The 23,866-nt window shown below is 45.2% G+C and carries 15 protein-coding genes; 6 read left to right on the top strand and 9 right to left on the bottom strand.

Annotation, left to right across the window (positions count from 1 at the left end; translation table 11 throughout):
- The first annotated feature begins 223 nt into the window (after positions 1–223).
- The gene (locus ED312_RS08980; protein ID WP_123215673.1) at positions 224–988 is read left to right on the top strand and encodes a MerR family transcriptional regulator; all 765 of its coding nucleotides are present in this window, start codon (positions 224–226) and stop codon (positions 986–988) included.
- A 150-nt stretch (positions 989–1,138) separates the two neighbouring features.
- Here ED312_RS08980 and ED312_RS08985 read toward each other — a convergent pair whose 3' ends face one another.
- The 7 genes from ED312_RS08985 to uvrA all read right to left on the bottom strand — a co-directional run bounded on the left by ED312_RS08985 (position 1,139) and on the right by uvrA (position 13,864).
- Positions 1,139–2,629 (bottom strand): potassium/proton antiporter, encoded by a 1,491-nt coding sequence (locus ED312_RS08985; protein WP_123215674.1) that lies wholly within the window; start codon positions 2,627–2,629, stop codon positions 1,139–1,141.
- Positions 2,630–2,667: 38 nt separating this feature from the next.
- Complete coding sequence (locus ED312_RS08990) at positions 2,668–3,705, bottom strand: GMP reductase (protein ID WP_123215675.1); 1,038 nt, start codon at positions 3,703–3,705, stop codon at positions 2,668–2,670.
- Between the two features lie 147 nt (positions 3,706–3,852).
- Complete coding sequence (locus tag ED312_RS08995) at positions 3,853–6,261, bottom strand: alpha-ketoacid dehydrogenase subunit alpha/beta (RefSeq protein WP_123215676.1); 2,409 nt, start codon at positions 6,259–6,261, stop codon at positions 3,853–3,855.
- A 189-nt stretch (positions 6,262–6,450) separates the two neighbouring features.
- Positions 6,451–7,026 carry a PhnA domain-containing protein gene (locus tag ED312_RS09000; RefSeq protein WP_123215677.1) on the bottom strand — a complete coding sequence of 192 codons (576 nt, stop codon included), beginning with the start codon at positions 7,024–7,026 and terminating at the stop codon, positions 6,451–6,453.
- 125 nt (positions 7,027–7,151) lie between these two features.
- Positions 7,152–10,046: a gluzincin family metallopeptidase gene (locus ED312_RS09005; RefSeq protein WP_240643070.1), complete on the bottom strand. Its 2,895-nt coding sequence runs from the start codon at positions 10,044–10,046 to the stop codon at positions 7,152–7,154.
- 7 nt (positions 10,047–10,053) lie between these two features.
- Entirely contained in the window at positions 10,054–10,743 is a 690-nt protein-coding gene (locus tag ED312_RS09010) for an LOG family protein (protein WP_123215733.1), read from the bottom strand.
- 289 nt (positions 10,744–11,032) lie between these two features.
- Complete coding sequence (gene uvrA / locus ED312_RS09015; protein WP_123215678.1) at positions 11,033–13,864, bottom strand: excinuclease ABC subunit UvrA; 2,832 nt, start codon at positions 13,862–13,864, stop codon at positions 11,033–11,035.
- 512 nt (positions 13,865–14,376) lie between these two features.
- Between uvrA and ychF the strand changes: the two genes are divergently transcribed.
- The 4 genes from ychF to mscL all read left to right on the top strand — a co-directional run bounded on the left by ychF (position 14,377) and on the right by mscL (position 20,729).
- A complete protein-coding gene (ychF, locus tag ED312_RS09020; protein WP_123215679.1) occupies positions 14,377–15,468 on the top strand; it encodes a redox-regulated ATPase YchF in 1,092 nt (363 codons plus the stop codon).
- Between the two features lie 182 nt (positions 15,469–15,650).
- Complete coding sequence (locus ED312_RS09025) at positions 15,651–17,507, top strand: DNA topoisomerase IV subunit B (protein WP_123215680.1); 1,857 nt, start codon at positions 15,651–15,653, stop codon at positions 17,505–17,507.
- Positions 17,508–17,597: 90 nt separating this feature from the next.
- Positions 17,598–20,222 (top strand): DNA gyrase/topoisomerase IV subunit A, encoded by a 2,625-nt coding sequence (locus ED312_RS09030; RefSeq protein WP_123215681.1) that lies wholly within the window; start codon positions 17,598–17,600, stop codon positions 20,220–20,222.
- 45 nt (positions 20,223–20,267) lie between these two features.
- Complete coding sequence (gene mscL, locus ED312_RS09035) at positions 20,268–20,729, top strand: large conductance mechanosensitive channel protein MscL (protein WP_123215682.1); 462 nt, start codon at positions 20,268–20,270, stop codon at positions 20,727–20,729.
- 19 nt (positions 20,730–20,748) lie between these two features.
- Here the strand turns inward: mscL and ED312_RS09040 are convergent, their stop codons facing one another.
- The gene (locus ED312_RS09040) at positions 20,749–21,072 is read right to left on the bottom strand and encodes a YegP family protein (RefSeq protein ID WP_123215683.1); all 324 of its coding nucleotides are present in this window, start codon (positions 21,070–21,072) and stop codon (positions 20,749–20,751) included.
- Positions 21,073–21,254: 182 nt separating this feature from the next.
- Entirely contained in the window at positions 21,255–21,578 is a 324-nt protein-coding gene (locus tag ED312_RS09045) for a YbaB/EbfC family nucleoid-associated protein (protein ID WP_123215684.1), read from the bottom strand.
- An 80-nt stretch (positions 21,579–21,658) separates the two neighbouring features.
- On the opposite strand from ED312_RS09045, the gene ED312_RS09050 reads away from it, so the two are divergent.
- Positions 21,659–23,791 (top strand): S9 family peptidase, encoded by a 2,133-nt coding sequence (locus ED312_RS09050; RefSeq protein WP_123215685.1) that lies wholly within the window; start codon positions 21,659–21,661, stop codon positions 23,789–23,791.
- The last annotated feature ends 75 nt before the right edge of the window (positions 23,792–23,866 follow it).

The raw sequence follows: 23,866 nt of genomic DNA on the forward strand, positions 1-23,866 counted from the left end.
TCTCCGGGGAAAGACAAAAGTCGAGGGTATATCCGGGGGTTTGGGCCCCGCCAAACTCCCTGTTCCGCTTGTGGAATACTTCTCTACTGAAGAGAGAGTGCCTTTTGTCTTATCCATTATTCACGTTATTTACGTATTTTTTATAAAAAAAGAACAAAAAATCCTTGACCCTTACCTTACGTCATAACTTATTTTTGTTCCTGTTAATTTCAAAAGTACAGCCATGAAGTATCATTCGGTGAAAAAGCTGGCCGGAATAGCAGGGGTAAGTGTGCGCACACTACATTATTATGATCATATCGGTTTGCTGAAGCCATCGGTCCGTACTGCCGCGGGGTACAGGATGTATGGCGAAGCCGCCCTGCTCCGCTTGCAGCAGATCCTTTTTTACAGGGAACTGGGGTTTAAGCTGGAGGAGATCAGAGAAGTGCTGGATGATCCGGAATTCGACCTGTTGCAGGCGCTTAAAGTTCATAAGGAGCGCCTTGCATCAGAAAAGAAACGGTTAAATGCTTTAATGGCGACTATTGACAAAACGATGTATCACTTAAAAAACAGAAAAATGATGAAACCGGAAGATTTATATAAAGGCCTGCCCAGAGAGCAGGCAGAGATCTGGCGAAAGGAAGCCATGGAAAAATGGCCAGGCCAGGTGGAACATGCGGAGAAGCAATTGCTGAAAATGGATAAAGCGAGTTTTCAGGCATTACAGGACGGTTTTAAAGCGAATACCCAAAAGCTGTTACAACTTAGCGACAGGAATCCTGCCGACGTAGAAGTGCAGTCGGAGATACGGAAACACTACGGCTATATTATGCGCTTCTGGGGAAGCCCGAAAACGACCAATGCGGAGGCGTATAAAGGTTTGGGAGACCTTTATGTGCAGGATGAGAGGTATACTAGGGTAGGCGGAAAACCCAATCCTGTTTTTGCGGAATTTCTGAGGGAAGCAATGCATTATTTTGCGGATACTGAACTCAGTCGGTAAGGTGTAAGAGGTATGGGGTGAAATAAGCATACTGTGGTTTCGGGCAGGACCGGGTACCTGCCCGGAATAAAACAGAAGCCTTTATAAATATGATGAGGCCCGACTGCTTTCAATCTGCTGCAAACCGGTGGATTTATATTCCGTAATAATTTACTCCATTTCGTATTCATGTTCAGCATCACGTATCTGGAGGGAGTCGTATACCTGTTCCAGTCCGTGTTTGTTTTCGGCCAGGACTACAAGAAAATCCCCGTTTTCCAGTACGGTAGCCCCATTTGGGGTAATATATTTTCCTTCCCTTTTTATCATGGCAATTATCGCGTTCTTGGGGAAATGCAGGTCCACGATTTTTTTGCCTACGGAAGGATTGTCCGCGTCCAGGTGTATTTCTTCTAATGCGGATTTGGCACTGTCGGACAAAAAGAGGTCTACCGGCGTTTTCCGTTTGACTTTTTCCGGAAGGGCCACATGAAGCAATTTGGCCACAACCGATAAGGTAGTCCCTTGTACGAGGACGGAGGTTGCGGACACAAAGAAGACGATGTTGAAGATAATGCCTGCTTTGTCTATACCGGCAAGTAAGGGATAAGTAGCAAAGACGATCGGAACGGCCCCCCGTAGTCCTACCCAGGAAATATACCAGCGTCGGCGTAGCTTCATTTTGAAGAACATGAGGCTGAGAAATACGCTGAACGGCCGTGCGATAAAGATCAGGAAAAGTGAAATAAGAATACCTATACCGAAGATGGGTGGAATATTACTTGGGTAAACCAGAAGCCCCAGGGTAAGGAACAGGGCTATCTGCATAAGCCAGGCCAGCCCGTCGAACATTCTCATGATGGTCTTTTTATGGATAATATCCTGGTTACCAAGATATACGGCGCAGAGGTATACCGCGAGAAACCCGTTGCCCCCTACGAAGTCGGTAGCAGAAAACGTAAAAAACATCAGCGCGATTACCAATACCGGGTATAAGCCTTCAAAATCTATATTGATCTTATTAATAACAAATTTACCGGCTTTACCGAAGAGAAAGCCCAAAAGTAGACCCAGGGAAATTTGTTTGAAGAACATCGGAACGACGGACCATATACTTTCATCCTGGTTTATTACCAGGCTCAGAAATGCAATAGTAAGGAAATACGCCATGGGATCATTACTCCCGCTTTCCAGCTCCAGTGTGGGACGTATGTTCGTTTTGAGGGCTATGTTTTTGGACCTGAGAATGGAAAAAACCGCTGCGGCGTCCGTTGATGAAACGATCGCGCCGAGCAACAGTCCTTCGTAGATGGTAAAGTCGGTGATGGCCCAAACGAAAAAGCCCACAGATGTAGCGGTAAGAAGTACGCCGAGGGTGGATAATGATATTCCCTGCCAGAAGACAGGTTTAATGGATTTCCAGCTGGTGTCCAGTCCCCCGGAGAAAAGGATAAAATTCAGAGATACAATACCGATGAACTGTGCCGTTCCGAGATCATCAAAATGGATACCCCCGATACCTTCGGAGCCGGCGAGCATTCCTATGGCGAGGAAGAGGATAAGGGTGGGAAGTCCCACACGATAGGAGGTTTTTCCGGCAATTATACTGATAAAGAGCAGGGCAGAGCCTATGAGTAAAATGTTCTCGGTAGTTATATTCATAATTATTAATTGTCTGAATGTAAGGGCATCATCGGCATCTATTCGAATGCTTCGTTATGCTGTTCCGTAACGCGAATAAAAGTAGTTCTTTTGGTCAGTTCCTTGAGACGTTGGGCTCCAACGTATGTACAGGTGGACCTGAGGCTCCCTAGAATGTCCTTTATGGTGTCGGCAACATCTCCTTTATAAGGGATTTCTACGGTTTTGCCTTCGCTGGCACGGTATTCGGCTATGCCCCCGGTATGTTTTGTCATGGCGGTTTCGGAACTCATACCATAAAATAACTTGTACTTGTGCCCGTCTCTTTCCAGGGTTTCTCCGCCACTTTCGGAATGCCCGGCCAGCATGCCTCCAAGCATTACAAAATCGGCCCCTCCACCGAATGCTTTGGCTATATCGCCGGGTATTTTGCACCCGCCGTCCGAAATGATCTGGCCACCCAGGCCATGGGCTGCATCGGCACATTCGATAATGGCGGATAACTGCGGGTAGCCCACCCCTGTTTTCACCCTTGTAGTACAGACGCTTCCGGGGCCTATACCTACTTTGATTATGTCTGCCCCGGCCAGCAGAAGTTCTTCTACCATTTCACCGGTAACTACGTTTCCGGCAATAATTACCTTATCGGGGAATTGCGCTCTGGTCTCCTTGACAAAAGAGACAAAGTGTTCGGAATAGCCATTGGCTACATCGATGCATATGAAAGTAATTTGAGGAAATTTTCCGAGCAGTGTATGCAGTTTCCCGGCATCCTGCTTCCCGGTACCGGTACTTATGGCAATATGATCTGCGATCCTTTTCCCGTCGTTTACCATAAAATCTTCCCATTGTTGTAGATCGTAATGTTTATGGATGGCAGTGATGAGTTGATGGGGGGCAAGGGCAGAAGCCATTTCAAAGGTTCCCACGGTATCCATGTTTGCTGCAATAACGGGTATGCCCTTCCATACTTTCCCCGTGTGCATGAATTTGAATTCCCTTTCCAGGCTAACGGCTGCCCTGGAATTGAGGGTAGACCGTTTCGGGCGTATCATTACATCTTTGAATCCCAGTTTTAAATCACTTTCTATTCGCATGGCAGCTACCTTTCCTTAATTTTTAATAAAGAAAAGAATTATGGCCAAAAAATCCTATGGGGAGATATGATTTTTTTGCCAGGATACGATGGGGTATGGTAATTTTTACCGGTTACGGCTTGTATGACTAAGAGGGGGTATGTAAAATCATCTTAGTTTCGGATATTTAACCGGATCGGTTTCATGCATTATACCGTATACCCTTTCGAAAATATCCTCTGCGTTCGGTTTGGAGAAGTAATCTCCGTCGGTTCCATAGGCCGGTCTGTGTGGTTGTGCGGAGAGGGTTTGCGGGGCACTGTCGAGGTATCTGTATGCTCCTTGTTTTTCCACCACTTCCTGCATCAGATAAGCCGAAGCTCCGCCGGGAACATCTTCATCGATAATGAGCAGTCGGTTTGTTTTCTTTACGCTTTCTGCGGTTTCATGGCGAATATCGAAAGGCAAGAGGGTTTGTGCATCGATTACTTCTGCGTCAATACCTACTTCAAGCAGGTCTTTGGCAACCTGTTCCACGATGCGGAAGGTGGAGCCATAAGAGAGCAGTGTAATATCCTTCCCTTCTTTTACGATCTCGATCTTTCCGATAGGAGTGCGGAATTCCCCGAGGTTTTCCGGAAGGTATTCTTTCAGGCGATACCCGTTAAGGCTTTCTATGATAAGGGCGGGTTCGTCACTCTCCATAAGGGTATTGTAAAACCCGGCAGCCTTGGTCATGTTCCTAGGAGTAAGGATATACATACCCCTGAGCAGATGTATGAGCCCTCCCATTTGTGAACCGGCGTGCCATATCCCTTCCAGGCGATGTCCCCTGGTCCTTACGATTACAGGTGCCTTTTGTTTTCCCATGGTACGGTAATGCAATGAGGCCAGATCGTCACTCATGGTCTGCAGGGCATACAGTATATAATCCAGATATTGTATTTCTGCAATGGGACGCAGTCCCCTGAGAGCAAGCCCTATGCCCTGGCCCAGGATGGTGGCTTCGCGTATTCCGGTATCGGCTACCCTGACTTCACCGTATTTTTTCTGGAGCCCTTCGAGCCCCTGGTTTACGTCCCCGATATTACCGCTGTCCTCACCAAAAACAAGGGCATTGGAATATTTGGAAAAAAGCTTGTCAAAATTATCACGGATCACAATACGCCCGTCCACCAATTCCGGATCTTCACCGTATTGTGGTGCTATTTCCGTTATAGCAGTGGCCCTGTCCGGAAGTTCACTATAGAGATGAGAACTGTATTTCGGTTGTTCTTCGTCGAGGTAGTTCTCTATCCAGACGGCCAGTTTGTCTTTTTCTTCCAGGTTTTCGTGTATTACATAACGCAATGCACGTCTGCTTAAAGAAAGTATATCTTTTTTAGCCGGTTCGTCTATGGCTATCAGGTCGTTTTTCAGTTTGTTGATAAAAGATTTATTGGCACTTTTACCGGCCAGGCTATCCAGCAGGGCAATAGCTTCTTTCTTCTTGCTTTTTACGGGAAATATAAATTCGGCCCAGGCTTCTTTTTTCGCTTCACGGACCTCTTTTTTTACTTCCTTTTCAAGGGCAATCAGTTCTTCTTCGGTTGCAAAGCCGTTGTCCAGAAGCCATTCTCTCATTTTTACATTGCAGTCATGCGCCCTTTCCCAGTCCAGTCTTTCCTTGTTCTTGTATCTTTCGTGTGACCCGGAAGTCGAGTGCCCTTGTGGCTGGGTAAGTTCCGTCACGTGGATAAGAACGGGTACATGTTCTTCCCTGGCCAGCCTTCCTGCGCTTTCATAAGCTTCTACAAGGGCGGGATAATCCCATCCTTTTACCACGGTGATTTCAAAACCGGGTTTGTCATCGCGCTGAAAACCTTTCAGGACTTCGGATATATCTTCCTTGGTGGTCTGGTGTCTTGCATGTACGGATATTCCGTACATATCGTCCCAGATACTGATTACCATGGGGACCTGCAATACTCCGGCAGCATTTATAGTCTCAAAAAAGAGACCCTCACTGGTACTGGCGTTCCCGATGGTACCCCATGCCACTTCGTTTCCGTTATCGGAGAAGTTAGTACTGTCCATGTCCCCGGCTTCCCTGTAGATCCTGGAAGCCTGTGCAAGTCCCAGTAATCGTGGCATTTGTGCTGCGGTAGGGGAAATGTCGCTACTGCTGTTTTTTTGTTGCATAAGGTTTTTCCAGCTTCCGTCTTCATTCAGATTATGGCTCAGGAAGTGGCCGCCCATCTGTCTTCCGGCACTCATGGGCTCTTTTTCTATATCGGTGTGGGCATACAGCCCCGCAAAAAAATGTTTTGCGGTCAGGCTTCCTATGGCCATCATAAAGGTCTGGTCACGGTAATAACCGCTGCGGAAGTCACCGTTTTTGAAGGCCCTGGCCATAGCGAGCTGGGGTGTCTCTTTCCCGTCACCGAATATACCGAACTTAGCTTTTCCCGTTAGGACTTCCCTTCGGCCGAGCAAACTGCATTCCCGGCTCATAACAGCTATTCTGTAATCGTACAGGACCTGGTTTTTAAAATCGTTGAAGGTGATATCTTTCGGGGAATCTGTTTCGGTATGCATGTCGTTATTTTAAGGGTGTACAAAATTAGGGAAAACATTCCGCTTTTGCAAGGCCGGCAGGAGGTCTTTTGGTGTTGTATTAGTAATTTAAAGCCTGTTTTTTTAATAAAAAATCAAATAAATGTTTGTATTCTGGATTTTATTGCGTTTTATCTAAAGAAAATGCGCTCTAATTTCTGTTAGGAGAAATTACACCTTCTTCACAAATTTAGTCAATATAACAATGTGTTGTCCTTCTATTTTGCCTTCTATTTGTTCGGGATTGTCATGTACAAGGGAAATTCTCCGGACGGCCGTGCCTCTTTTTGCGGTAATGGACGAGCCTTTTACATTCAGGTCTTTGGTGAGGACTACAGTATCCCCAGCTTCCAGTACGGCGCCGTTACTGTCCGTATGTTTTACGGTGCTTTCTTCATTAACAGTATTGGCAGCCTTTGCCCACGCCAGGGTTTCGTCATCGAGGTACATCATGTCCAGCAGGTCCTGGGGCCAGCCTTCCGCTTTCAACCTGTTGAGCATACGCCATGCCACAACCTGAACTGCAGGGACGGTACACCACATGCTGTCGTTAAGGCATCGCCAGTGGTTGATATCGGTGGTTTCGGGATTTTCTATCTGTTGCAGGCAGGTATCGCTGATCAGAATGCATGCGTCTGCTCCGTCTGCTGGCGCACCGGGTACTTCGTAAACTTTCAGATTGTCCGTGACCCCGCTTAACTCGCATACGGAGCCGCTTCGTGCGTGTAGTTGTTCTTCGATATTCATCAGTGTGGTTTTTGCACGGCAAATATAGGGGAATTAAAATTCCGCGATACGGAAAGTTTCTCCATACGCTAGGGCGTAGCCGCTTTTTTATTCTTTAATCCATACTGAAAAGGAACGGATTGTGATCAGAACCATTTCCGGGTAAACAGCTTAACAAGGGTTTTAGGGGAGAGGGTGACGATAAAGCGTATTTTTTCGTTGTACTGGGGCTGTGCGATTTCCCATCCGTTATTGGAGTAAAGCGGAAAATATAATTCAAAGTAATCGGTGACGAGGTTTAACCTTACCCCGGAATCGTAAACAAAACGTTCCGGTTCCAGTTTACTTTTTATCCAGCCGATATCGCCGTAAAGTTCCACCCATCTCCAGACATTGAAACTCGCATTGGCCGTTACCATCCAGTTATTGGCATAGGGATCTTGGAATTTCGATTTAAACCCTCCTTCGGCAATGATGATCTGCTGGCTCAGAATCCCGGAGGTTTCCGATCGTCCCAGATAGCCGAAATCGAACAGGTAATCCGTGGGACGGTCCAGGGCAAAACTGAAATAATCGGAACTGGTATCGTTGTAGATAAATTTCCCCGCGAACAAACGGAGGTTGAGCTGCCTGTTGTTCTGGTACAGTTTCCGGTATTCCAGGTCAAAAGATAGTTTGGAGAAATTATTGGCCAGTTGAAAATCGGTAAACCAGGAGAAATAATTAATGATACCGTTATTGGAGTATGAATACCTGGTATTGAAAACACTGTAATCGGGGTCTGTATTATCCGGATTGACTAAATTGTCCTTCTGCCGGATAACGTTTACAAAACGAAAGGTCAGGGATTCTTTTATATTGGACCGGAAATCATCTGTGCGGAAGCCCAGGCTGATTGCCGGCGTAATGGTGCTGTACCTGAGATCGGGGGCATAGTGATAGCTGGAACCGCTCACGGAAAAAGTGCTTAAATACAGGTTGTCCTGGTCCATATAGTTCCGGTAGGCAATAAGGCCGGAACCTACAAGCGATTTTCCTTTGGTGGCGAGAGAGGGTACAACATCGTATAAAAACGGTTGGGTCGTCAGGGTCTTGTTATGTAGTCTCATGCCCAATACTATGCCGTCATAATAATTATATGAAGCCGTGGGGACAAAGAAAACCTGGTTGTAATACGGATTTTCCGCATCCTTGAAGAATTGCAGTTTTATTCGCCGGTTCTGAGAGAAAAAGCCATTCAGAGACTTCCAGTTGTCACGCTGATTGAATTCGGGAATTATCTTATCGTAATTCAATACCAGTCTTTTTTCCTGATTATATGGAATGCGAAAGGTTTTTTCCCCGATAATATTTTCAAACCAGTATTTGGAGAGAACACTGTCGTTACGTACGCCGAACAGGGAAATGGGAACGTTGGTCCGCCGTTTGTTTTTGATGGTGACATAAACGGAATCTTCGGTCTTTTTTACTTTTTTTATGGTAAAATCTATCTTGTGCCGTGTACTTACGTACTCGTCAAAAAACCAATCTATATTCTTGGATGCGCCCTTTTTGAGGCTTTCTTCAAAATCCAGGGCATTCACGTATTCCAGGGAATGCTCCCGGTAGAATTCTTTTATTTTTTCGGATATACTGCCGTCTCCGAGATAGTCTTCGAGATATACCAGCCCCAGACCGGCTTTATACTTTCCTGCTATTTTTTCATTGAATTTAATGAGTTTGTCTTTAGGAGTGGCAAGAGCCTGGTCGAGATTCCTGCTGGCCATAAGCATAAACAATAACGGATATTGATCGTTAAAGCCTTTTTGCGCGATGTGAAAGCTTCTTACCAGCCATAATTCGGACAGTTTGCCCATCAGTTTCATGTCCGGATAAAATTCCTCGACATATTTTATCATCAGGTAAGTTTGTATGGCATCGGTGATCCAGCGATCTTTTCGGGTATCCAGGAACAAGGTATTTTCAAGATAATCGTTGAGTGTGGTTTTCAGTAGCTTCAGTTCGTACTGAAATTCCTCCGAGAACGGTCGCAGGAAAGATGGAAGCTGGTTGAGCCCGTAAAGCGGGTTTTTTCTGTATTCGGTTTCAGTGACCAGGAGTTTGGGATGAGGATATGTTCCGAGGTGATCGCATATATAATGTATGACCCGGTCTACGGCCTTTTTTCTTGCTTCGGGCCCCATTTCCCTGAATGCGATGTTCGTTGTGAGTGCGAGGTGTGTGTTGGTGTAGGTCTGGAAAGAATTCTTTTTTTCCAGGTACAGTTTCACATCATTCCTGTCATTTCCGATAAGTACGACCTGTTGCAAATCCCCGACCTTTTTGGTTTCGGAGATATCCAGATTGGTGTTCAGGGCATAGTGTTCCGGGTAGTTGAACACGACCTTGTAATCTGTTTTATCGGTATAGAGGTCGTCCAGGTTCTTATTGCTGTATATCACCCAGTCATCATTATAGACTGCAGGGGTGATATACCAGTATCGCAGGGTAAAATTCCCGTTATCATCAAAACCGTAGCGGGTAAATTCCGCAGAAGGTAACCTGACGGAATAGGAGAGTTTGAGCAAAAGGTCGTCGCCGGGATAAACGGGGAAATTGAGCTGGACTTTGATGATGTCTTCAGAATCCATCCGCTCCCATTTGATGGGGTTGAAATTTTTATCTACAACAGAGATGACTTTGGTGTTTCCGCGTACCCTGTTTTTGGCCAGGTGCAGACTTTTGTCAAACTCCTCGCCGAACCTTTTGGCCAATGCGGTGTTTTTTCCGGAGTAAGCATTGTTCCAGTCGGTCAGATAAATAGTGTTGAGCGTATCGCGGGAACGGTTGTGGAAAATGATTTCCTGCTGAATATTAATGGTTTTGCTCTCCGGAAGAAACCTCGCTACAATGGTCTGGCGATTTTGAGCCGAAAGACTTTGCGGTATTGTTAACAGGAGCAGGAGAATGAAAAGACCGCAATTCCGGGCAAAAAATCGCAGAGGTGCGTAACGGGTACACCTCGTTTCGGGAGATTTGATGTTTTTCTCAGGTTGCGGCATATAGGTCTTAAAAATTTGGACTGAGGTTAGATTCCTTATAAAAAGAATCCAGGATTTCCAGTACGTCATCTTCGGTATCCACAATTTTTACCAGGTCAATATCAAGAGGGCTGATATTGCGGTGGTGTTCCAGGAGAGAGGTGCGGACCCATTCGAAAAGGCCGCCCCAGAACTCGGCACCTACAAGTATGATGGGAAATTTACCGATCTTTTTCGTTTGTATCAGGGTGATGGCTTCAAAAAGTTCATCCAACGTGCCGAAACCACCCGGCATAACCACAAACCCCTGGGCGTATTTTACAAACATGACCTTACGTACAAAGAAATAATCGAAATGGAGATTTTTGTCGCTGTCAATATAGGGGTTGTCGTGCTGTTCGAACGGAAGGTCGATATTCAAACCTACCGAGGTACCGCCGGCAAGGTGGGCTCCCTTGTTCCCCGCTTCCATGATACCGGGACCTCCTCCGGTGATTACACCGTACCCGTGATTAACTATCTTATAAGCGATCTTTTGAGCGAGGTCGTAATATTTGTCTCCTGGTTTTGTCCTCGCTGATCCGAAGATGGACACGCAGGGGCCGATCTTGCTCATTTTTTCAAATCCGTTAACAAATTCCCCCATAATCTTAAAAATGGCCCAGGAATCGTTTGCTTTTATTTCATTCCAACTTTTGTGGTGATGTTTTTGATTCATATATAATATACTGTTTTTTACGTCAATCCCGGTTTTTTCCGGCATTTGTGTTCAGGGCTTTCACTCCCTGACCCGTTTTTTCAGATTGTAAACATAGATAATTTTACTTTTATCTATATTATAATAGAATTAAAATTTAATATTCGAAAACAGTGTTGTAATGCGGAGGGTAGTTTGCCGGTTTTCCTGTTTTTTATCGGTGTCTGTTCCCCGGGGCCCCGGAACAGTGTTTATATGGCAAAACATATATCCTGCAAAAAAAAACAGGTCGTATGTTGTTGCAGGGTATTTATTCCAATTCTTTTTTCAAAAATTTTGCCGTATAACTTTTGGGGTGTTTGCTCACTTTTTCGGGTGTTCCGGTAGTGATGACCTGTCCTCCTCCTTTGCCTCCTTCATAACCGATATCGATAAGGTGGTCTGCCATTTTTATCACATCCATGTTGTGTTCTATAATAAGAACGCTATTTCCTTTGTTAACCAACCGGTTCAATACTTCCATAAGCACCCTGATATCTTCGAAATGCAGTCCTGTTGTGGGTTCGTCGAGAATATAAAAGGTATTTCCGGTATCTCTTTTGGAAAGTTCAGTAGCGAGTTTTATACGCTGAGCCTCTCCTCCGGAAAGTGTGGTGGACTGTTGCCCGAGGGTAATATAACCGAGTCCCACTTCCTGGATGGTCTTTAATTTTCGGTATATCTTGGGGATATTCTCAAAAAAGTCAACAGATTCGTTGATGGTCATGTCCAGGACGTCCGAAATGGATTTCCCTTTATATCTTATTTCGAGGGTTTCCCGGTTGAACCGTTTGCCCTGGCAGGTTTCGCATTCTACATATACGTCCGGCAAGAAGTTCATTTCAATAACTTTTACCCCGGCCCCCTGGCAGGTCTCACATCTTCCCCCGGCTACGTTAAAGCTGAAACGTCCCGGTTTATAACCTCTTATCATTGCCTCCGGCGTTTTGGCAAACAGGTTGCGTATTTCGCTGAAAACACCGGTGTACGTTGCCGGATTGGACCTAGGGGTCCTTCCTATGGGCGATTGGTTGATGTCTATGACCTTGTCTATGTGCTCAAGTCCCTGAATACTCTTGTATGGCATGGGCTTTTTAACAGCATTGAAAAAATGGGCATTAAGGATGGGGTAGAGGGTTTCATTGATGAGGGTGGATTTTCCGCTTCCGGATACCCCGGTTACCCCGATCATTTTACCCAGGGGGAACTCTACATCCACATTTTTAAGGTTGTTTCCGGTGCAGCCCTTTAAAATGATGGTATTGCCGTTGCCTTCTCTTCTTTTTTCCGGGACCTCTATTTTGCGTGAACCATTGAGGTAGTCGGCTGTGAGAGTGTGGTGTTTTTTTACTTCGTCCGGATGTCCCTGAGAAATGATTTCCCCGCCATGTCTTCCTGCTCTCGGGCCAATATCAATAATATGGTCGGCCCTTTCTATCATGTCTTTATCGTGTTCTACCACGATCACGGAATTGCCGATATCCCTGAGTGATTCCAGGGAGTTGATAAGCCGTTCATTATCCCGTTGATGCAGTCCGATACTCGGTTCGTCAAGGATGTAGAGCACTCCCACCAGTTGCGAGCCTATTTGTGTGGCAAGGCGGATACGTTGTGCTTCTCCCCCGGAAAGGGATTTGGATCCTCGGTTGAGTGTGAGGTAATTAAGCCCCACATCCAAAAGGAATTGCAGCCTGGAGCGAATCTCCTTTAAGATCTCCTCGGCTATTTTAAGCTGTTTTTCGGATAGGTGTCCCGGAAGTTTTTCAAACCAGATTGCCAGTTCGGAAATATCCATGGAAGCCAGCTCCGCTATATTTTTTTCGTTGATTTTGAAATAGAGGGATTCTTTGCGCAGGCGGGAACCTTGGCATTCCGGGCAAATGACTTTGTCCATGTATTCCTTGGCCCATCGCTTCACCGAAGCCGAAGGATTTTCCCTGTACTGGTTCTGTATGAAGTTTATAATTCCTTCGAAGTCTATTTTATAGTCGCGTGTAATGCCGAGGGTCTTGGAGGCGACAGAGAATTTTTCATTTCCTCCGTAAAGGATCATGTTCTGGGCTTCTTCCGGGATATCTTTTATCGGATCGGTAAGCTTAAAGTTAAACCGTTCCGCAATAATTTCCACCTGTTTGAATATCCAGTTTTTTTTATACTCTCCCAATGGCACGATCCCTCCCGATTTTATAGTGGCATTGCGGTTGGGGATTACCTTTTTGAGATTGATCTCCCGCACTGTTCCTAGTCCGCTGCAATGCGGGCACATTCCTTTCGGAGAGTTGAAGGAGAAGGTATTGGGTTCCGGGTTGGGATAGGAAATACCGGTAGTGGGGCACATAAGGGTACGGCTGAAGTAACGTACCTGCTCTCCGCCGTGCTCCATGACCATCAGAACATCCTCGCCGTGGTACATGGCCGTGTTAATGCTTTCCATCAGGCGCTTCTGGAAGTCTTCGTCTTCGTTTACCTGCAGGCGGTCAATAACAATCTCTATATCATGGGTCTTGTACCGGTCTACTTTCATCCCCTTTTCCAGGTCCTTTATTTCGCCGTCCACACGTACTTTTACAAACCCCTGCTTGGCAATCTGCTCAAAGAGTTCGCGATAATGGCCTTTCCTGGATTTGATTACGGGAGCGAGGATGTAAACGCGTTTACCGGCAAAATCCTGGATGATGAGTTCTTTGATCTGTTCATCACTGTAACTCACCATCTTTTCGTTGGTGTTATAGCTGTATGCATCCGATGCCCTGGCATAGAACAACCGGAGGAAATCATATATTTCTGTGATGGTACCTACCGTAGACCTCGGAGATTTTGAAGTGGTCTTCTGCTCTATGGCGATGACGGGGGACAATCCGTCTATTTTATCCACATCCGGGCGTTCGAGCCCTCCCAGAAACTGCCGGGCATAGGCGGAAAAGGTTTCTATATACCTTCGTTGCCCTTCGGCATAAATGGTATCGAAAGCCAGGGATGATTTTCCGCTTCCGGACAAACCGGTGATAACCACAAGTTTCTCCCTGGGGATGGTGACATCGATATCTTTCAGGTTGTGAACTCTGGCACCGAGGACTTCAATGTTCTCTTCGAAATTCGTCATAAGAAATGCTTAAAAACAGCTTTTTGGACAAAGTGACGAAATTACGAATTTTCCGCTTATTAATGGGTGTAAGAGACCCCTGGATTTTTCAGGTTCAAAAATAACTTGTATAAAGTACCGGTTTTTCAGATTGTCGATATCCTGTCCGGACAATAATAGTGTGTTTTTACCCGTTCGGGTGGCCGGGGAAGTCCCATGGTCATTTCTTTCTTGTACTTTGATCCTGTTGTTTTGTCGGGAGAGGTGTTGTGGAAAGCAGGAACAGGAAGGGCAGTTTGGTTTCCGGTCGCCCGAACAATAAAGATAAAGGAATTTTTGATGTTGTTTCCCGGTAGAAAATTATGTTGCTGACCCCTAATTATATCCCATCGGGTGAAGTTTTCAGAAGCTTTTTTCCCTGTTGTATGTTTTCAGGTTTTTATAAAGTGTTGTAAATGTGTGGATAATACTGTGATAAAGAATGGTTAATTCCTCTTATATTTGCAGCGCAAAATTCAATACTCTATATCAAGATGAAAGCCGGAATAGTAGGATTACCCAATGTAGGAAAATCAACTTTGTTCAACTGTTTGTCCAATGCCAAGGCTCAGAGCGCCAATTTTCCGTTCTGTACCATTGAGCCGAACCTGGGAGTGGTTAATGTGCCCGATTACAGGCTGGAAAAACTGGAGGAACTGGTGCAGCCCGAAAGGGTTTTGCCTGCAACGGTGGAAATCGTAGATATCGCCGGACTGGTAAAAGGAGCGAGTAAGGGAGAAGGTCTTGGCAACCAGTTTTTGGGGAATATCCGGGAATGTCATGCTATCATTCACGTACTTCGCTGTTTTGACAATAGCAATATTGTGCATGTGGACGGCAGTGTAGACCCGGTAAGGGATAAAGAGACCATAGATATTGAACTGCAGCTTAAGGACCTCGATACCGTAGATAAACGCCTGGAAAAAGTGAACCGCGCAGCCAAGACCGGTGATAAGAATGCGCAAAAGGAACAGGCGGTACTGCAAAAATTCAAATCAGCTCTGGAAAGCGGGATTTCCGCAAGGGCGGTAGAGGTGAACGAAGAAGAAAAAGAGATCATAAAGGGTTTTCAGTTGCTTACGGCAAAACCGATCCTGTATGTATGTAATGTAGACGAAGCTTCAGCCAAAGACGGTAATGCCTATGTGGATAAAGTGAAAGAGGGCATAAAGGATGAAAACGCGGAGATCATAGTGTTGGCTGTGGCTACGGAAGCAGATATTGCGGAGCTGGAAGATTATGAAGAACGGCAGATGTTTCTTCAGGATATAGGGCTGGAAGAACCGGGAGTATCCCGATTGATCCGTGCGGCTTATAAGCTTCTGGACCTTCAGACCTATTTTACGGCGGGTGTTAAGGAAGTCAGGGCGTGGACCGTTCCCGTCGGTGCTACGGCACCACAGGCCGCAGGCGTTATTCATACCGATTTCGAAAAAGGATTTATTCGTGCCGAGGTTATAGGGTATAATGATTATGTAACCCTTGGCAGTGAAGCAAAGGTCAAGGAAGCAGGGAAAATGCGTGTAGAGGGGAAAGAATACGTGGTACAGGACGGAGATGTAATGCATTTCCGGTTCAACGTATAATCCGGAATATCGGGGAATGGCCGTTTTAGGGCTGTTCCTGTCTTTCACGACTCGCAAATTCATGTTTGCCGGGGTTTGTTAATCAACAATATTGCCACTACTGTTGTTGATTAATTTAATTTTAACGTCTTTCATATTTTAGGCGGAGTTGCTATATTAGCCAAAACCAAACTTCTTATAAAATGTCGCAAACATCTCAGTATACCGAAGACAATATACGTTCACTGGACTGGAAAGAGCATATACGAATGCGTCCCGGGATGTATATCGGTAAGTTGGGGGACGGTTCGAGTGCGGATGACGGTATCTACATCCTTTTGAAAGAAGTGATGGACAACTGTATAGACGAATTTGTGATGGGAGCGGGAAAGACCATCGAAATAAGTATACAGGGAAATAAGGTTACCGTGAGGGACTATGGCCGGGGAATCCCGCTGGGGAAAGTGGTGGATGTGGTATCCAAAATGAATACCGGGGGGAAATACGACTCCAGGGCCTTTAAGAAATCGGTGGGACTCAACGGGGTAGGTACCAAGGCAGTGAATGCGCTTTCTTCTTATTTTCGGGTAGAATCTACCAGGGACAACAAATCAAAATCCGCCGAGTTTGAAACCGGGAACCTGGTCAACGAAGAAGAATTATCCGAAACCTCCAGGAGAAGGGGTACCAAGGTGTCTTTTATCCCGGACGAAACGATATTTAAGAATTACAAGTTCCGGAACGAGTACATCGAACGGATGCTTAAAAATTATGTCTACCTGAACCCGGGGCTTACCATAGTTTTTAACGGAGAGAAATTTTATTCCGAAAACGGTCTTAAAGACCTGCTGGAGGACAATAACAATATGGATGATATGCTGTACCCGATCATCCATCTGAAAGGGACGGATATAGAGGTGGCAATGACCCATAGCAGGACCCAGTACAGCGAGGAATATCACTCCTTTGTAAACGGACAGAACACCACCCAGGGGGGGACGCACCTGGCCGCTTTCCGGGAGGCTGTGGTAAAAACGATCCGTGATTTTTACGGAAAGAATTACGATGCATCGGATATACGCAAATCCATTATAGCAGCTGTTTCCCTGAAAGTTATGGAGCCTGTCTTTGAGAGTCAGACCAAAACCAAACTAGGGTCTACCGATATGGGCGACGGATTGCCGACCGTAAGGACCTATGTCAATGATTTTATAGGTACGCAACTGGATAATTACCTGCATAAAAACGCGGAGACGGCCGAAAAGCTGCAACGGAAAATACTTCAGGCCGAACGGGAACGAAAAGAACTTTCCGGCATACGGAAACTTGCCAGGGAGCGTGCCAAAAAGGCCAGTTTGCACAATAAGAAACTCCGGGATTGCCGCGTGCATCTTATGGATATGAAGAACGAGAGGCGACTGGAATCCACCCTCTTCATAACCGAGGGAGACTCCGCTTCCGGTTCTATCACCAAATCGAGGGACGTCAATACCCAGGCGGTCTTCAGCCTTCGGGGAAAACCGCTTAATTCCTACGGGATGAGCAAAAAAGTAGTGTATGAGAACGAAGAGTTTAACCTTCTGCAATCCGCACTGAATATCGAAGAGTCTTTTGAGGATCTCCGGTACAATAATATTGTTATCGCTACCGATGCCGATGTGGACGGAATGCACATACGCTTGCTCCTGATCACGTTTTTCCTGCAGTTCTTTCCGGAGCTTATCAAGGAAGGCCACCTGTATATCCTGCAAACCCCGTTGTTCCGCGTGAGGAACAAGAAAGAGACTATTTATTGCTACAGCGAAGAAGAAAAGCAGGAGGCTATACGTAAATTGAAAGGGAAACCGGAAATCACGAGGTTTAAGGGGCTCGGGGAGATTTCCCCGGATGAGTTCAAATATTTTATCGGGGATGATATCAGGCTTGACCCGGTGATGCTGGACAAGGCGATGTCAATAGACAACCTTCTGGAGTTCTATATGGGCAAGAACACCCCGGACAGGCAGGAGTTTATTATTAATAACCTGAAAGTGGAACTGGACCTTATAGAGGAAGAATAGTTCTGTTTTTGTTGCAGGTATACCCTGCTCTTTTTATTAAAGTTACGAACAAACTCACCATACAAGTTTTTTAAATCTCTCTACATACACATGGAGGAAAATAACGAGAATCAAGATCTGAATAACGAAGAAACAAACGCAGATTCCATAACCCGGGTCACCGGGATGTATAAAGACTGGTTTTTGGATTATGCTTCTTATGTGATCCTGGAACGTGCCGTTCCTGCCATAGAAGATGGCTTTAAGCCTGTACAGCGCCGTATCCTGCATTCCATGAAAGAGCTGGACGACGGGCGCTACAACAAGGTAGCCAACATTGTGGGGCATACCATGCAGTATCACCCTCACGGGGATGCAAGTATAGGAGATGCAATGGTCCAGATAGGGCAAAAGGATCTGCTTATCGATACGCAGGGAAACTGGGGGAATATCCTTACCGGAGACGGTGCCGCGGCCCCCAGGTATATAGAGGCAAGACTCTCGAGGTTTGCCCTCGAAGTGGTATACAGTCCCAAGATCACGGAATGGCAGCTTAGTTATGACGGAAGAAAAAAGGAACCCATCAACCTGCCGGTCAAGTTTCCGTTGCTTCTGGCCCAGGGAGCCGAAGGTATTGCGGTAGGGCTTTCCACAAAAATACTCCCGCACAATTTTCTGGAACTGATAGATGCTTCCGTAAAATACCTCAAAGGAAAATCGTTTACCATATACCCCGATTTTCCTACCGCGGGTATTATGGATGTGTCCAACTATAATGACGGTAACCGTGGCGGTAAAATAAGGGTAAGGGCCAAAATATCCCAGTTGGATAAGAATACGCTGGTCATTACCCAGATACCTTACGGCTCCAATACCTCTTCCCTTATAGATTCCATACTGAAGGCCAATGAAAAGGGGAAGATAAAGATCAAAAAAATAGAGGATAACACGGCGGCCGAGGTAGAAATACTGGTGCACCTGCCTTCCGGTATTTCCCCGGATAAGACCATAGATGCGCTGTACGCTTTCACTTCCTGCGAAACTTCCATATCGCCTTTGGGATGTGTTATCGAGGATAATAAGCCTTTGTTTATAGGCGTGTCGGAAATGCTGAGGAGGTCTACGGACTTTACCGTGCAGTTGCTGAAACAGGAACTGGAAATACAGTTGCAGGAGTTCGAAGAGCAGTGGCATTTTGCTTCCCTGGAACGCATTTTTATAGAGAACAGGATATACCGTGACATTGAAGAAGAAGAGACGTGGGAGGGAGTGATATCTGCTATCGATAAAGGATTGCAGCCTCATATAAAACACCTGAAACGTGCCGTTACCGAAGAAGATATCGTAAGGTTGACGGAAATACGGATCAAACGTATCTCCAAGTTTGATATTGATAAGGCCCAGGAAAAGATCGAAGCGCTGGAGGGGGAAATAGAACAGGTAAAACATCATCTTGCAAATCTCATAGGGTACGCCATAGATTATTTTGCCAGGCTTAAAAAGACGTATGGCGAGGGAAGGGAGCGAAAGACAGAGATCCGTGTATTTGACGATATAGAGGCTACTAAAGTAGTTATACGAAATACCAAACTCTATGTAAACCGGGAAGAAGGTTTCGTGGGGACTTCCCTTCGGAAGGACGAATACGTTTGTGATTGTAGCGATATAGATGATATTATCGTGTTCACTAAAGAAGGGAAAATGGTGGTGACTAAGGTGGAGGCCAAGACTTTTATAGGTAAAAATATCATCCATGTAGCCGTATTCAGGAAAAAAGATAAACGCACTGTTTACAACCTGGTCTATAAAGATGGAAAAGGAGGTGCAAGTTATATAAAAAGGTTCCATGTTACGGGAGTAACAAGAGACCGGGAGTATGATCTTGCCCAGGGTAAAAAAGGTTCCGAAATACTTTATTTTTCCGCAAATCCGAATGGAGAGGCAGAAATGATAACCATATTCCTGCGCCAGGCCGGAAGTATTAAGAAATTGAAATGGGATGTGGATTTTGCCGATATCCTTATCAAAGGAAGGCAATCCAAAGGAAATCTCGTTACAAAATACGGGATTAAGCGTATAGAACTGAAGGAAAAAGGAGTGTCTACGCTCAAACCCAGAAAAATCTGGTTTGACGAGACGGTACAGCGGCTCAATGTAGACGGAAGGGGAGAACTTCTCGGGGCATTCAAAGGTGAAGACAGGTTGCTGGTGATAACACAGTCCGGCATGGTGAAAACCTTATCACCTGACCTTTCCGTGCATTTTGATCAGAATATGGTGGTACTCGAAAAATGGAACCCGAAAAAACCGGTCTCGGCAATCTATTATGACGGGGAAAAAGAAAAATATTTTGTCAAGCGCTTCCTTATAGAAAATGAGAACAAAGAAGAATTGTTTATTACGGAACATCCGAAATCCCAACTGGAAGTGGTATCCACGGAGTGGAGGCCGGTAGCCGAAGTGGAATTTGTAAAACCGAGAGGAAAACAGGCTCGGGAAAACCTGGTCGTTGACCTGGAAGATTTTATTACTATTAAGGGGATCAAGGCCCTGGGCAACCAGCTTACGGCCGAGAAGGTGAAGCAGGTGAACCTGCTCGACCCGTTGCCTTATGAAGAAGCCGAAGAAGCTGAATCGGAAGATGTGAATATGGAAGATGAAGATGATACCGTAAAAAAGGATCCCGACAGTGTAGAAGCTTCCGGAAAATCACAGATCCGTCTGGATTTTGAATAAAATATCTTCTGCGGAGGATAATGGAGATTTAAAATAACAGGAACAATGGTTAAGATATACAAGGAGTTTAAGGAGTTTGCTGTTAAAGGGAATATGATGGACATTGCCATCGGTGTTATCATAGGAGCATCTTTTAATAAGGTAACGGATGTTCTGGTCAAGAAAATACTGATGCCGCCCGTGTCCCTGCTGGTTTCAGACGTGAATTTTAAAGATAAAGAGTGGGTTCTTCGTAAAGCCATTACAGGCGAAAAAGGAGAGGTTGTGGCCAATAAGGTAGCCATAGGTTACGGGGAACTCGTGGAATCTTTTTTTGATTTCCTCATTATTGCTTTCTGTATGTTCCTGGTGGTGAAAGGAATGAACCGCCTGCGGAACAAGGCGCAAAACCCGGCCGATAAAACAGAAAAAACCCCGAAAGATATCGAGTTGCTGGCGGGGATCAAGGATCATATGGAGGAACAGGTCGGCCTCATGAAAAAGTTTATGAAAAAAGAAGATAAATGACCTAAAACCACACTACAGATCAGGGTTCTTCCCCTATTCCTGCTCCCGGGGCATTGTTTTTAACGGAATCGATGCCGTTTTCCATCCCGGCCTCCGAGGCATACATCTGGCTGGTGCCGATAATCTGTCCGTTTCCCGCTTTCAGGTTGAAATAAAACTTGCCGTTCTTGGCTGTTTTTCTTTCGAATTTGGTTTCGTCCTGGGCATTTTTCTTTACCGAAGCTATCCCGTTTTCAGCAGCACTTTTACTGCTGTACGCCTCACTGCTCAGGATTACTTGTCCGTTTTTGGCCTTTAAAGTAAAGTGAAAGCCCCCTTTGGTATTCTTCTTTAATTCAAACATAGAGGTACTGTTTTTGGTTGTGAGTAGTAAATATACTAAAAAAAGAGGAAGCCTGGTGTTAAATTATTGAGGATGCCTGGATGTGCTACATGAAGTCGTGAAGTGAAAAAGCCTGGAAACCCGGCGATTAATGCGTGGTGGTTCGCAGGCTTTTGCTGTTGTTTTCCGGATGGTCCGTAAGATCATTTAAACATATCCATTCCCGGAATATTTGGCATGCCATCTTTAGCTACGGAAGCAAGTTCGGCCTCGTTTACCTTTGTAGCCTTTTCTATTGCCTTGTTTAAAGTGATAACCAAGTAATCTTCCAGCTGTTCACGATCTTCGAACAGGGAAGGAGCAATGTCGACAGCCTTGATCTGTCGATTTGCCGTAATGGTGATTTTCAGCAAACCATCACTTGAACTTTCATCTATTAAAACACTGTCTAAGCGTTTTTTAGTCTCCTCGATCTTTTTCTGGGTTTCTTTGAGTTTCCCCATGATCCCGGTTAAATCTCCAAACATTATTTCCTGATTTTAAAGAATTGTAAAAGCAAAATTATTAAATTGTACTGCTTTTTGGGCGAAAATATTATAAAATCGTTATGAAAAAAATAAGTGTCTTGCTTATTATAAGTGTTATTTTTGCAACATCTTGTAAAAATGAAAATACTTCAAAAGTGACCAAAAACATTACACCTCCCATTGCGGAAAAAAAAACTACTTCTTTAAAAAAGCACGGTGACATACGAATAGATGACTATTTCTGGATGAACGAAAGGGACAATCCGGAGGTTATAGATTACCTGGAGCGGGAAAATGACTATAATGAGAAAATGACTGCGCATACCAGGCTGTTCCAGGAAAATCTCTTCGAAGAAATGAAATCCAGGATCAAGGAAGATGATGAATCCGTTCCTTATTTCTATAACGGTTACTGGTATGTTACCCGCTATGAGACCGGAAAAGACTACCCGGTGTATACCCGGAGGAAAGATTCGCTGGAAGGGAAGGAAGAGATCCTTTTTGATTGCAATGAGATGGCAAAGGAGCATTCTTATTTCCAGTTGAAAGGGATTAACATCAGTCCGGACAACAAACTGGCCGCGTTTGGTGTGGATACCATCAGCAGGAGGATATACACTATCCGGGTGAAAAACCTGGAGACCGGGGAGATATATCCACTGGAAATTGACAATACTACCGGGGGAAGTACCTGGGGTAACGATAACAGAACACTGTTTTATACGGTCAAAGACCCCAAGACCCTGAGATCGGAAAAAATTTACAGGCATATCCTGGGGCAGGAAAAGGCGGATGAACTCGTATATCATGAAAAGGACGATACCTTCAATGCCTTTGTGTATAAGACAAAATCCAGAAAGTACATTGTGGCAGGGTCACACAGTACACTTACTACCGAATACAGTATACTTTCTGCCGACGAACCTACCGGGGATTTTAAGGTTTTCCAGCCTAGGACACGCGGACTGGAATATAGTATCTCGCATTATAACGATCATTTTTATATTGTGACCAATACAGACGGTGCTACCAATTTCAAACTCATGAAAACAGCCGAGACCAATACCGGAAAAGAACATTGGGAGGAGGTATTGCCGCACCGGGACGACGTTTTGCTGGAAGATATAGATATTTTCAAGGATTTTCTGGTAGTCAGCGAACGAAACCAGGGACTGAACAAGATACGTATTATGCGCTGGGATGGAGAAGAGGACTATTACCTGCCTTTTGATAATGAAACCTATACGGCCTACACCGGTACAAATATCGAATTCGATACGGATATTCTCCGGTATGGCTATAATTCGCTTACCACACCGCTTTCCACTATAGATTTTAATATGGTTACCCGCGAAAAAGAGGTGAAAAAAGAGCAGGAGGTGCTGGGAGGAAAGTTCAATAAAGATAACTATACATCCGAAAGGATATGGGCAACGGCACGGGACGGCAAAAAAGTTCCCGTTTCCCTCGTATACCGGAAGGGGATTAAAAAAGACGGGAAAAATCCGTTGCTGTTGTATGGTTACGGATCGTACGGTTCTACGATAGACCCTTATTTTTCCACGGTAAGGCTCAGCCTGCTGGACCGTGGCTTTATCTATGCAATTGCACATATCAGGGGAGGAGAATACCTCGGAAGACCCTGGTATGAAGACGGAAAACTACTCAAAAAGAAGAATACATTCACCGATTTTGTAGATTGTTCTCAGTTCCTGATCGATGAAAAATATACCTCCCCCAAACACCTTTACGCGATGGGAGGTTCTGCCGGAGGGCTGCTTATGGGGGTTGTGGTAAATATGGCGCCGCAACTCTATAACGGTGTCGTTGCAGCAGTACCGTTTGTGGATGTGGTGACCACGATGCTGGACGAATCCATACCGCTGACTACCGGTGAATACGACGAGTGGGGCAATCCCAATGACAGGGAATACTATAATTACATAAAATCCTACTCTCCTTACGATAACGTAAAGGCGCAGGCATATCCCAATATGCTGGTAACGACCGGGTATCACGACTCTCAGGTGCAGTACTGGGAACCTGCGAAGTGGGTGGCCAAGTTACGGGATTTAAAAACAGATAATAATTTACTTCTTTTTCATACCAATATGGATGCGGGCCACAGTGGTGCCTCGGGGCGTTTTGAAGCACTTCGGGAGGTCGCGGAAGAGTATGCTTTCCTGTTAGATTTGGAGGGAATTAAAGAGTAATAAAAAAAAATAACTAAATTTGCTCGGTTTTTGGTTTTTTTAAAAGAACCGACTTTGAAACCAAATACAAGTTAT

The sequence above is a fragment of the Sinomicrobium pectinilyticum genome, from assembly GCF_003725735.1.
In the GTDB taxonomy this organism is placed as follows: domain Bacteria; phylum Bacteroidota; class Bacteroidia; order Flavobacteriales; family Flavobacteriaceae; genus Sinomicrobium; species Sinomicrobium pectinilyticum.